General features: G+C 46.8%; 9 protein-coding genes. 1 reads left to right on the top strand and 8 read right to left on the bottom strand.

The genetic code is table 11. From position 1 onward, the window contains the following. Positions 1-209: 209 nt before the first annotated feature. The 8 genes from sucD to sdhC all read right to left on the bottom strand — a co-directional run bounded on the left by sucD (position 210) and on the right by sdhC (position 9,865). Positions 210-1,082: a succinate--CoA ligase subunit alpha gene (gene sucD, locus FJD32_RS13600; RefSeq protein WP_037417452.1), complete on the bottom strand. Its 873-nt coding sequence runs from the start codon at positions 1,080-1,082 to the stop codon at positions 210-212. After that, on the bottom strand, positions 1,082-2,248 hold the full coding sequence (gene sucC / locus FJD32_RS13605; protein ID WP_037417455.1) for an ADP-forming succinate--CoA ligase subunit beta: 1,167 nt from the start codon (positions 2,246-2,248) through the stop codon (positions 1,082-1,084). Before sucC ends, sucD begins: the two co-directional genes overlap by 1 nt. 118 nt (positions 2,249-2,366) lie before the next feature. Further along, positions 2,367-3,557 carry a 2-oxoglutarate dehydrogenase complex dihydrolipoyllysine-residue succinyltransferase gene (odhB, locus tag FJD32_RS13610; protein ID WP_037425611.1) on the bottom strand — a complete coding sequence of 397 codons (1,191 nt, stop codon included), beginning with the start codon at positions 3,555-3,557 and terminating at the stop codon, positions 2,367-2,369. A gap of 47 nt (positions 3,558-3,604) precedes the next feature. Next, positions 3,605-6,424 carry a 2-oxoglutarate dehydrogenase E1 component gene (sucA, locus tag FJD32_RS13615; RefSeq protein ID WP_037417459.1) on the bottom strand — a complete coding sequence of 940 codons (2,820 nt, stop codon included), beginning with the start codon at positions 6,422-6,424 and terminating at the stop codon, positions 3,605-3,607. A gap of 215 nt (positions 6,425-6,639) precedes the next feature. Further along, the gene (locus FJD32_RS13620) at positions 6,640-7,347 is read right to left on the bottom strand and encodes a succinate dehydrogenase iron-sulfur subunit (protein ID WP_037417461.1); all 708 of its coding nucleotides are present in this window, start codon (positions 7,345-7,347) and stop codon (positions 6,640-6,642) included. 14 nt (positions 7,348-7,361) lie between these two features. Next, the gene (gene sdhA, locus FJD32_RS13625) at positions 7,362-9,128 is read right to left on the bottom strand and encodes a succinate dehydrogenase flavoprotein subunit (RefSeq protein ID WP_047536607.1); all 1,767 of its coding nucleotides are present in this window, start codon (positions 9,126-9,128) and stop codon (positions 7,362-7,364) included. Further along, complete coding sequence (sdhD, locus tag FJD32_RS13630; protein ID WP_011622411.1) at positions 9,129-9,476, bottom strand: succinate dehydrogenase, hydrophobic membrane anchor protein; 348 nt, start codon at positions 9,474-9,476, stop codon at positions 9,129-9,131. Continuing rightward, positions 9,470-9,865 carry a succinate dehydrogenase, cytochrome b556 subunit gene (gene sdhC, locus FJD32_RS13635; RefSeq protein ID WP_037417467.1) on the bottom strand — a complete coding sequence of 132 codons (396 nt, stop codon included), beginning with the start codon at positions 9,863-9,865 and terminating at the stop codon, positions 9,470-9,472. Before sdhC ends, sdhD begins: the two co-directional genes overlap by 7 nt. A 416-nt stretch (positions 9,866-10,281) precedes the next feature. Here sdhC and FJD32_RS13640 point away from each other — a divergent pair, with 416 nt between their 5' ends. Further along, on the top strand, positions 10,282-11,568 hold the full coding sequence (locus tag FJD32_RS13640; protein ID WP_088585728.1) for a citrate synthase: 1,287 nt from the start codon (positions 10,282-10,284) through the stop codon (positions 11,566-11,568). Positions 11,569-11,691 lie beyond the last annotated feature (123 nt).

The following is an 11,691-nucleotide window of genomic DNA, read 5'->3' on the forward strand; positions in this document are numbered from 1 at the left end:
AGGCTTAGGGTTGTGGCTCTACGGATACATTTGCACGTCAATCAGATTATGACGCCCAGTAGAGAACCCCAATCTAACCCTTTGCCAACTAAAATGCTAGCCTGCATGGTGTTAGCTTTGTCCATTCTCACACTTCCACCAGAGCACTGGCTAACAGATGCACAATAAAAAAGGCGCCTTAGGCGCCTTTTCGTGTGTTAACGGTTAGATTACCAACCGGTTTTAGCACGCAGCGCTTTGCCGATATCCGCTAACGAGCGGACAGTGGTCACGCCCGCTGCTTCTAATGCAGCAAATTTGTCAGCAGCAGTACCTTTACCGCCAGCGATAATTGCACCCGCGTGACCCATACGCTTACCCGCAGGAGCAGTAACACCCGCGATGTAAGAAACAACTGGTTTAGTCACGTTAGCTTTGATGTATGCCGCCGCTTCTTCTTCAGCAGTACCACCGATTTCACCAATCATTACGATGGCTTCAGTCTGTGGATCGTTTTGGAACATTTCCAATACGTCGATGAAGTTAGTGCCTGGGATTGGGTCACCACCAATACCTACGCAAGTAGATTGGCCGAAACCTTCGTCAGTGGTTTGCTTAACCGCTTCATAGGTCAGCGTACCAGAACGAGAAACGATACCCACTTTACCTTTTAAGTGGATGTGACCTGGCATAATACCAATCTTACATTCACCTGGGGTGATAACACCTGGGCAGTTTGGACCGATCATGCGAACGCCAGTTTCTTCTAGCTTCACTTTCACTTCCAGCATATCCAGTGTTGGGATACCTTCAGTGATACAAACGATAAGCTCAATACCACCGTCGATAGCTTCGAGGATAGCGTCTTTACAGAAAGGCGCTGGAACGTAGATAACAGAAGCCGTTGCGCCAGTCGCAGCCACAGCGTCTTTCACAGTGTTGAACACTGGCAGACCTAAGTGCTCGCTGCCGCCTTTACCTGGAGATACACCACCGACCATTTGCGTACCGTAATCGATAGCTTGTTGAGAGTGGAAAGTACCTTGACCACCGGTAAAGCCTTGGCAAATTACCTTGGTATCTTTGTTAATTAATACAGACATTATTTGCCCTCCGCAGCTTTAACTACTTGCTCAGCCGCATCAGTCAGACTGTTAGCTGCAATGATATCAAGACCTGATTTAGCTAATACTTCACGGCCTAATTCAGCGTTAGTACCTTCTAAACGCACTACAACTGGAACTTTAACGCCAACTTCTTTAACCGCGCCAATGATACCTTCTGCGATCATGTCACAACGTACGATACCACCGAAGATGTTAACCAGAACGGCTTTCACATTGCTATCAGACAGAATGATCTTGAATGCTTCAGCAACACGTTCTTTCGTCGCGCCACCACCTACGTCGAGGAAGTTAGCTGGCTTGCCACCGTGCAGGTTAACGATGTCCATCGTACCCATCGCCAGACCAGCACCGTTCACCATACAACCTACGTTTCCGTCCAACGCAACATAGTTCAGTTCGAACATTGCAGCGTGAGCTTCACGGGCGTCATCCTGTGATGGATCGTGCATTGCTTTGATTTTTGGTTGACGGAACAGTGCGTTGCCATCAATACCAATTTTGCCGTCTAAGCAGTGCAGGTTACCTTCAGTGGTGATAACCAGTGGGTTGATTTCCAGCAGTGCGAAATCGTGATCAACGAACATCGTTGCCAGACCCATGAAAATCTTGGTGAATTGCTTCATTTGAGTTGGGTTTAAGCCCAGTTTGAAGCCAAGATCACGCGCTTGGTATGGCTGAGGACCCGTCAGGGGATCGATGATCGCTTTGTGAATGAGTTCTGGCGTTTCTTCGGCCACTTTCTCAATCTCAACACCGCCTTCAGTTGATGCCATAAACACCACACGACGGGTGCTACGGTCAACTACTGCACCTAAGTACAGTTCGTTAGCGATGTCGGTGCAGCTTTCTACTAAAATTTTAGCAACTGGCTGACCTTTCTCATCTGTTTGATAAGTCACCAGATTTTTGCCTAACCAGTGTTCGGCAAAGGCTCTGATTTCTTCTTTATCGCCAGTGACTTTAACGCCACCCGCTTTACCGCGGCCGCCTGCGTGTACTTGACACTTAACAACCCATAAATTTCCGCCAATACGGCCAGCTGCTTCTACAGCTTCTTGGGCTGTATCACAAGCAAAACCTTCTGACACTGGTAAACCATATTCGGCAAATAAGGATTTTGCCTGATACTCATGCAAATTCATGATGATCTATCCGTATACTTCTAATCAAATCCAACTGGCCCGTTTGGACCAGTCACGAGGGTATGTCTTACTTTTGTCTTTAATAAACTCTTTAAACTGAATCGTTTATTGAGTTGGATTACAGATCAAGCAGCAGACGAGTTGGGTCTTCCAAGAAGTCTTTAATGGCGACTAAGAAGCCAACTGACTCACGGCCATCAATAATACGATGGTCATATGAGAGAGCTAGGTACATCATGGGCAGGATTTCAACCTGACCATTGACTGCCATTGGGCGATCTTTAATGGCGTGCATGCCTAAAATCGCGCTTTGTGGCAGGTTTAAAATTGGGGTAGACATTAACGAGCCAAATACACCACCGTTAGTCACAGTGAAGTTACCGCCAGTCATATCCGCCACAGTCAGCTTGCCATCACGGCCTTTAATCGCCAGATCGCGTACTGCTTTTTCGATATCAGCCAAGCTCATGGTATCGGTGTCACGCAGCACTGGTGTTACCAGACCACGTGGTGTAGATACTGCGATGCTCACATCAAAATAGTTGTGATAAACGATGTCGTCACCGTCGATTGACGCGTTCACTTCAGGGAAGCGTTTCAAGGCTTCAGTTACCGCTTTAACGTAGAAAGACATGAAACCTAAACGGATACCGTGGCGCTTTTCAAAGATATCTTGATACTGCTTACGGATATCCATGATGGGCTTCATGTTCACTTCGTTGAAGGTCGTGAGCATTGCGGTAGAGTTTTTCGCTTCTAATAAACGGTTAGCGATAGTCTTACGTAAACGTGTCATTGGTACACGTTTCTCGCTGCGACCCGCCGCTAAAGGTTGTACCGCAGGAGCCGCAGGTGCTACTGCCGCTTTAGGTGCAGACTTGATAAAGGCTTCAACGTCTTCTTTAGTGATACGTCCACCCACACCAGTGCCCTTCACTTTGCTAGCATCAACATTGTGTTCAGCCAGTAAACGGCGTACTGATGGGCTTAACGCATCGTTAGACTCTTCTGTCGCAGCAGCAGGTGCAGCAGCTTCAGCTTGCGCTTTAGTCACTTCTTGTCCAGAAACCGCGCCAGCAATGAACTTAGCAATCACTTGCTCGCCCAGAACGGTGTCGCCTTCGTGGAATAGAAATTCACCAATATGACCATCTTCTGGTGCAACCACTTCTAGCACCACTTTGTCAGTTTCAATATCAACCAGATTTTGATCACGAGAAACTTGTTCACCCACTTTTACGTGCCAAGTGGCGATAGTTGCGTCGGCAACAGATTCTGGCAGTACGGGTACCTTGATTTCGATACTCATGAAAAACGATCCTTTTTATAAAATGTCTATGACTACAGTCTTATCAATTAGAGCTTTAACGCACTGTTCACTAAAGATTCTTGTTGGTGAGCATGCAGCTCTGGGTAACCACAAGCTGGTGCAGCAGACGCTTCACGGCCAGCATAGGTCAGTTTTGCACCCGCAGGGATAGCAGCCCAGAAGTGATGTTGGCTAGAGTACCAAGCACCTTGGTTTTGCGGCTCTTCCTGACACCATACAAAATCCTTCACATGTTGGTAATCAGCTAAGGCTGCAACCATTTCTTCATGCGGGAACGGATATAACTGTTCGACACGGATTATTGCGACGTTATTGATATTTTCTTTACGGCGTTTTTCCAGCAGCTCGAAGTATACCTTACCGCTACAGAACACCACGCGATCGACCTTGCTCGCCTCTAACGTATCGATTTCACCGATCACGTTTTGGAAGCTGCCATTAGCCAATTCTTCCATGCTAGAAACCGCTAATGGGTGACGTAGCAATGATTTAGGTGACATAACCACCAGTGGACGACGCATTGGGCGCACCACTTGGCGACGCAGCATATGGTAAACCTGAGCTGGTGTTGATGGCACACACACTTGCATATTGTGGTTAGCACATAACTGCAAGAAACGCTCTAAACGGGCGCTTGAGTGTTCTGGACCTTGGCCTTCGTAGCCGTGAGGCAACAACATGGTAAGACCGCATAAACGGCCCCACTTCTGCTCACCAGAGGACAAGAACTGGTCGATAACCACTTGCGCACAGTTGGCAAAGTCACCGAATTGAGCTTCCCAAATCGCCAGACCGCCGGGTTCCGCTGTTGCATAACCGTATTCGAAGGCGAGTACTGACGCTTCAGACAATACTGAGTCAGTGATGTCGATTGGGCCTTGGTTTTCGGCAATATTACGCAGTGGTAAATACGTAGTCGCATCGTTTTGGTTGTGCAGAACCGCATGACGGTGGAAGAAGGTTCCACGACCAGAGTCTTGACCAGTAATACGAACACGTTGTTTATCTTCAAGAATCGTTGCGTAAGCTAAGGTTTCAGCAAAGCCCCAGTCGAGTAACTTCTCACCTTTTGCCATCGCGACGCGGTCACTATAAATCTTAGCAACACGGGATTGCAGTGAATGGCTTTCAGGCACGTAGCTCAATTTATCGGCTAGTTTCTGCAAACGTTCGATAGGCAGTGAAGCGTCATAGGCTTCATCCCATTCGCGACCAATGTAAGGAGTCCAATCCACGGTGTGCAGTGTCATTGGACGCCATTCTTTCACTACGCAATCACCTTGATCTAAGGCATCACGATAAGTGTTGATCATGCTAGTCACATCATCGGCAGCAATGGTGTTTTCTGCGATCAGTTTGTCAGCGTAAATCTTACGTGGCGTTGGGTGTTTCTTGATCTTGGCATACATCAGTGGCTGAGTTGCACTTGGCTCATCAGCTTCGTTGTGGCCATGACGGCGGTAACACACTAAATCAATCACCACATCACGTTTAAATTCGTTACGGTAATCAACGGCCAACTGCGCAACGAAGGCAACCGCTTCTGGATCGTCTGAATTTACGTGGAAAATCGGCGCCTGTACCATCTTAGCGATGTCAGTACAGTATTCAGTTGAACGCACATCGTGGTGATTTGAAGTGGTAAAGCCCACTTGATTGTTGACAACGATGCGGATACTACCACCCACTTTAAAGCCACGGGTCTGAGACATGTTGAATGTCTCTTGTACGATACCTTGACCAGTAATGGCAGAGTCACCGTGGATAGTGATTGGCATCACCTGTAAACCATCTTTACAACCGCGGCGGTCTTGACGAGCACGTACAGACCCCATAACCACAGGGTTAACGATTTCAAGGTGAGACGGGTTAAAGGCCAGCGCTAAATGCACATTGCCACCCGGTGTTTCAAAGTCAGATGAAAAACCTTGGTGGTATTTCACGTCACCAGAACCATGAGTATCAGCATGCTTACCCGCAAACTCATCAAACAGTTCAGCAGGACGCTTACCTAATACGTTCACAAGGACGTTCAAACGACCACGGTGAGCCATACCGACGACGATTTCTTTAGTGCCCGCTTCACCTGCACGATAAATAATTTCGCGCATCATAGGTACTAGTGCATCACCGCCTTCTAACGAGAAACGTTTCGCACCAGGGAATTTAGCACCTAAGTATTTTTCAATGCCTTCAGCAGCATTTAGGCCTTCAAGAATGCGGGTCTTAACGTTTTTATCGTAGTTAGCTTTACCTAAGGACGGTTCGAGACGTTGTTGGATCCAACGCTTTTCATCGGTGTCGGTAATATGCATGTATTCGGCGCCGATAGAACCACAGTAAGTGGCTTTTAGCGCTTTGACTAAATCAGCCAACTTCATGGTTTCGCCGCCATGGGCGAATGAGCCAGTATTGAACTCACGCTCCATGTCTTCTTTGGTTAAACCGTGGAATGCGGGATCTAAATCTGCGACAGGTTCACGTTTCCACAAACCTAATGGATCAAGGTTAGCACCTTGGTGACCACGGAAACGGTGGGCGTTGATTAGCTGTAGCACTTTAACTTGCTTAGCATCCAACTCAGGATCGGTCACACGAGCTGCGCTCTTATGACGTCCTTCCATCGCTAAACTGCGAAAATAATCACGTACTTTTGAGTGGGCCGCTTCTGGCGCGTCTTTAGAGGCACCGTTCACCGGAGGGAGATTATCAAAAACCGCACGCCAATCGTCAGAAACTGACTGAGGGTCTTCTTGATAGGCTTCATACATCTCTTCTACGTAGGTCGAATTTGCACCACTTAAGTGAGATGATTCGAGCCAGGCTTTCATGATGCCTTGGTGCATTTCTATTCCTTTCAAACTTTATACACGTGCTTAGCCATAGTTTTTTTATGTGATCTCAGGTCAGGACCTTTGATACATAATTTCTGCCGCCCCTAGAATATCCAGATTTCACGGCGCGTTGTCTTCCATTACATACACAAAAGAGCCACCTTCTATGCCCAGAAAGTGACTCTTTGAGAGCTATATTATTATTGATTTCAGCTCAGGTTCTCGCATTACACCGCTCTCTTAAGCAGCATTGACTTAATATGACCGATTGCTTTGGTCGGATTAAGTCCTTTTGGACAAACGTCAACGCAGTTCATGATGCCGTGGCAACGGAATACGCTGTAGGCGTCGTCCAGCTCAGAAAGACGTTCTTCTGTTGCTGTATCGCGACTGTCGATCAAGAAACGGTAAGCATGCAGCAGACCGCTAGGACCGATAAACTTATCAGGATTCCACCAGAATGATGGACAAGCCGTTGAACAACAGGCACACATGATACATTCATAAAGACCATCTAAATGGGCACGTTGTTCAGGTGACTGTAAATGTTCACGAGCAGGCTGCTTATCATCGTTGATAAGGAAGGGTTTAATCTTCTCGTATTGCTTGTAGAACTGAGTTAAATCAACCACTAAATCACGTACAACTGGCATACCTGGCAGTGGACGGATTTCCAACTTCTTACCTTTAAAAGTAGAGATTGGGGTAATACAAGCCAGACCGTTTTTACCGTTCATGTTCAGGCCATCGCTGCCACAAACACCTTCGCGGCAAGAGCGACGGAACACTAAGGTTGGGTCTTGTTCTTTTAACTTGATCAGTGCATCGAGCACCATCATGTCAGTGCCAGCAGCCACTTCAAGGCTGTAATCCTGCATGTAAGGCTTTGTATCTACATCAGGATTGTAGCGATAAACTGCAAATTCCAATTTCATCTTTGCAACTCCTACTAGTAGGTACGTTTCTTCGGCGGGAAAGCTTCACGCAACTTAGGCGCCATATTCACAGCACGACGGTCCATGGTTTCAGTCACAGGGTCAAACAAACTGTGGCATAGCCAGTTTTCATCGTCACGCTCTAAATAGTCTTCACGTGAGTGAGCACCACGGCTCTCTGTACGGAAGTTAGCAGCATAAGCGGTAGCAATCGCCGTCGCCATCAAGTTGTCTAATTCTAAACACTCGATACGTTGGGTGTTAAACTCACGAGAGTTATCAGACAATTTAGCATTTTCTAAACGCTTACGGATGGCTTTTAACTGCTCTAAACCTTCAGCCATGGCATCGCCACGACGGAATACAGAGAAGTTTAATTGCATGCAAAGTTGTAAATCCTTACGGATTTGCACAGGATCTTCGCCATCTTTATTGTTTTCCCAGCGTTGTAAACGTGCCAGAGAAGCTTGAATATCAGCATCAGTCGCATCCTTAGGATCGGCAGTCTCATCGAGCGCTTTGCCTAAGTGTTGACCTGCTGCACGGCCAAAGACCACTAAATCTAGCAATGAGTTACCGCCTAAGCGGTTCGCGCCATGTACAGACACACAGGCAATCTCACCTACAGCAAACAGACCCACTACGTCTTGCTCAGTGCCGTCAGCATTCTTACGAATAACCTGACCGCTCACCTTAGTTGGCAGACCCCCCATCATATAATGACAAGTTGGCAGAACAGGGATCGGACCATCAGCCGGATCGATGTGAGCGAAGGTACGAGATAATTCACACACGCCAGGTAGACGGGCTTCTAAAGTCTCTTTACCTAAGTGATCGAGTTTCAGTAAGCAGTGTGGGCCTAATGGACCATCTAAACCACGGCCTTCACGGATTTCGGTCATCATAGAACGTGCAACTACGTCACGAGATGCCAAATCCTTCGCGTTTGGTGCATAACGCTCCATAAAACGCTCACCGTCTTTGTTTAGCAGGTAACCACCTTCACCACGACAACCTTCTGTCACAAGTACACCCGCACCAGCGATACCAGTTGGGTGGAATTGCCACATTTCCATATCTTGCATCTGAACGCCAGCACGCATTGCCATACCGACACCGTCACCAGTGTTAATGTGAGCGTTAGTGGTAGAAGCGTAGATACGACCAGCACCACCTGTAGCTAATACAGTGGCTTTGGCTTTGAAGTAAACGATTTCACCAGTTTCGATTTCAATCGCAGTACAACCTACGATGGCACCGTCTTGGTTCTTCACTAAATCGAGGGCATACCATTCAGAGAACACTTGGGTTTTGTGTTTTACGTTCTGTTGGTATAAGCAGTGAAGCAGTGCGTGACCGGTACGGTCTGCCGCTGCTGCGGTACGAGCCGCTTGTTCACCACCGAAGTTTTTAGATTGACCACCAAAAGGACGTTGGTAAATCTTACCATTTTCGAAACGAGAGAATGGTAACCCCATGTGCTCAAGTTCAATAATGGCTTCTGGGCCGGTTTGACACATAAATTCGATAGCGTCTTGGTCGCCGATAAAGTCGGAACCTTTTACGGTATCGTACATGTGTTGTTCCCAATGGTCTTCATGGGCGTTACCCAGCGCAACGGTGATACCACCCTGCGCAGACACAGTATGAGAACGGGTTGGGAATACTTTAGATAAAAGCGCACAGCTCTTACCTTCTTTAGAAATCTGTAGTGCTGCACGCATACCTGCACCACCGGCGCCTATCACTACAGCATCAAATTCGCGTACTGGAATACTCACTTAGACACCCCACACAATAACAATGCCGGCCGCTAAATAGCAGAAAACGGTAACGACAAAGGTGAACTGTAAAACACCGCGTAACGATGTGCACTTGACGTAATCCGTCAATACTTGCCATACACCAATCCAAGCGTGAACAAGCAATGCAACTAACGCGAGCAGTGTAAACACTTTCATTGGCAGAGCACTGAAGAGGCCATGCCACACGTCATAGGTGAGAGGGGAACTACATGCAATAAAGCCAACCATGAAAATGGTGTAACAGGCGAGGATTACTGCACTAGCGCGTAGTAGAATAAAGTCATGAACACCACTGCGTCCAAAACTTGCTGCATTGGTTACCATACCCATAACCCCGCTAAAATTGAAAAGGCTACCGTTAACACAAATACAGCTTTCGCTGAGGCGGTGCCCGAAGCCAACTCTTCCCAACGACCAGTATCCATCACTAAGTGGCGCAGGCCACCGAATAAATGGAAGGTCAAAGCAGTCAAAATGCCCCAAATGATGAACTTCACAACAAAGTTATCAAACAGAGATTGAACGCCTGCGAAACTTTCAGCGGAGGCTAAAGATGAATTTAGCAACCAAATAAGAATGCCAACAGCGAACAGCATGATGACACCGGATACACGGTGAAGAATTGACACAATCGCTGTTGCAGGAAAGCGAATGGTCTGCAGATCTAAATGGACAGGTCTTTGCTTTTTCACGTTCTGCTCACTCAGCTCCATTGAGCATTTTTTTTGTTATGTGAACCGCTTTTGTACAAACTTTAAACTGAGTGATTAATCACCGCAAAAGTAAACACAAAAGCAAAGTTTAAACAAACAGATAACTATTTGAACACTCACTCATTTAACATGTAAACAAAGGGTGCTTTAACATCATCGTTTGCAGCCATTATTAGGCGGAGGCAAGTATACTCGCGGGAAATGTCAAATACAAACATCACAGAATGCAAATTTTGTTTTTTTAGGAAAATTTTCGCGTAAGTGCCAGCTGTAGCAAGGAAAGTAAAGCGTTTTATACCATGGTCTAACAAATTTAAACGCTTATTTAAATTGAAATGTGATCTACAATGGCTGTAAAGTAATGGCGGTTTGACATGCCGCACTCACAGATAAGAACGAAGTAAGGAGAACGGGGTATGGCTGATTTAAAAGCCAAATTAGAATTACCAGGGAATGACTCGATAGAGTTGCCAGTAAAGCAAGGATCCGCTGGTTTTGACGTAATCGACATCAGTAAACTTGGCAGCAAAGGTTACTTCACCTTTGATCCGGGTTTTCTTGCGACAGCCTCCTGCGAATCTGCAATTACCTATATTGATGGTGATCAAGGTATATTGTTACACCGCGGCTATCCAATCGAGCAACTTGCCGTTGACTCCGATTACCTAGACCTGTGTTATCTGCTGCTTTACGGTGAACTGCCGACAAAAGAGCAATATGCTGAATTTGTACACACAGTCAAAACCCACACTATGGTGCATGAGCAAATCGCCTTCTTCTTTAGAGGCTTCCGTCGTGATGCTCATCCTATGGCGATGTTGTGTGGTGTTACTGGTGCATTGTCTGCATTTTATCAAGACTCACTCGATGTCAACGATCCTCGCCACCGCGAAATCGCCGCTTATCGCCTAGTCTCCAAAATGCCAACGATTGCTGCTATGTGCTACAAGTACTCTTCAGGCCAGCCATTCGTTTATCCACGTAATGACTTAAGCTATGCAGGCAACTTCTTAAGCATGATGTTTGCCGTTCCTTGTGAAGAGTACAAGGTAAACCCAATTGTTGAACGTGCTATGGACCGTATCTTCATTCTTCATGCGGATCACGAACAAAACGCGTCAACGTCAACCGTACGTTTAGCCGGTTCTTCAGGCGCGAATCCATTCGCGTGTATCGCTGCGGGTATTGCTTCTCTATGGGGCCCTGCACACGGCGGCGCGAACGAAGCTTGTCTACAAATGTTAGAGGAAATCGGTTCAGTAGACCGTATTCCTGAATTCATTGCCCGTGCGAAAGACAAGAACGACCCATTCCGTCTGATGGGCTTTGGTCACCGTGTTTACAAAAACTTTGACCCACGTGCCAAAGTGATGCGTGAAACCTGTCACGAAGTGTTAAAAGAGCTAAAAGTACAAGATCCATTATTAGATGTCGCCATGGAACTTGAGCGTATTGCGCTGGAAGATGAGTACTTCATTTCGAAGAAACTCTATCCAAACGTCGACTTCTACTCAGGCATCATCATGAAAGCCATTGGTATTCCTACCAGCATGTTCACTGTACTGTTCGCATTAGCGCGTACTGTGGGTTGGATTGCTCACTGGAAAGAAATGTTGGATCAACCTGGTCACAAGATCAGCCGTCCACGTCAGCTTTATACTGGCGAGACTGCGCGTGACTTCATCGACCTAGATAAACGCTAAACACTGCATTTATCGATTCAAAGCGCCCTCAAGGGCGCTTTTTTATTGCCATTTATCTCACTCTAACTCTAGGCATGTTCTACTAAGTCAGTAGCCCCTCACCCGATGACATGCTTCTTGCCC

The organism is Shewanella sp. LC6, from assembly GCF_006385735.2.
Taxonomy (GTDB): domain Bacteria; phylum Pseudomonadota; class Gammaproteobacteria; order Enterobacterales; family Shewanellaceae; genus Shewanella; species Shewanella xiamenensis.

Coding starts and splice junctions, on each gene's coding strand:
- sucD (WP_037417452.1), bottom strand. CDS start 1,082: ATGTCTGTATTAATTAACAAAGATACCAAGGTAATTTGCCAAGGCTTT.
- sucC (WP_037417455.1), bottom strand. CDS start 2,248: ATGAATTTGCATGAGTATCAGGCAAAATCCTTATTTGCCGAATATGGT.
- odhB (WP_037425611.1), bottom strand. CDS start 3,557: ATGAGTATCGAAATCAAGGTACCCGTACTGCCAGAATCTGTTGCCGAC.
- sucA (WP_037417459.1), bottom strand. CDS start 6,424: ATGCACCAAGGCATCATGAAAGCCTGGCTCGAATCATCTCACTTAAGT.
- FJD32_RS13620 (WP_037417461.1), bottom strand. CDS start 7,347: ATGAAATTGGAATTTGCAGTTTATCGCTACAATCCTGATGTAGATACA.
- sdhD (WP_011622411.1), bottom strand. CDS start 9,476: ATGGTAACCAATGCAGCAAGTTTTGGACGCAGTGGTGTTCATGACTTT.
- sdhC (WP_037417467.1), bottom strand. CDS start 9,865: ATGGAGCTGAGTGAGCAGAACGTGAAAAAGCAAAGACCTGTCCATTTA.
- FJD32_RS13640 (WP_088585728.1), top strand. CDS start 10,282: ATGGCTGATTTAAAAGCCAAATTAGAATTACCAGGGAATGACTCGATA.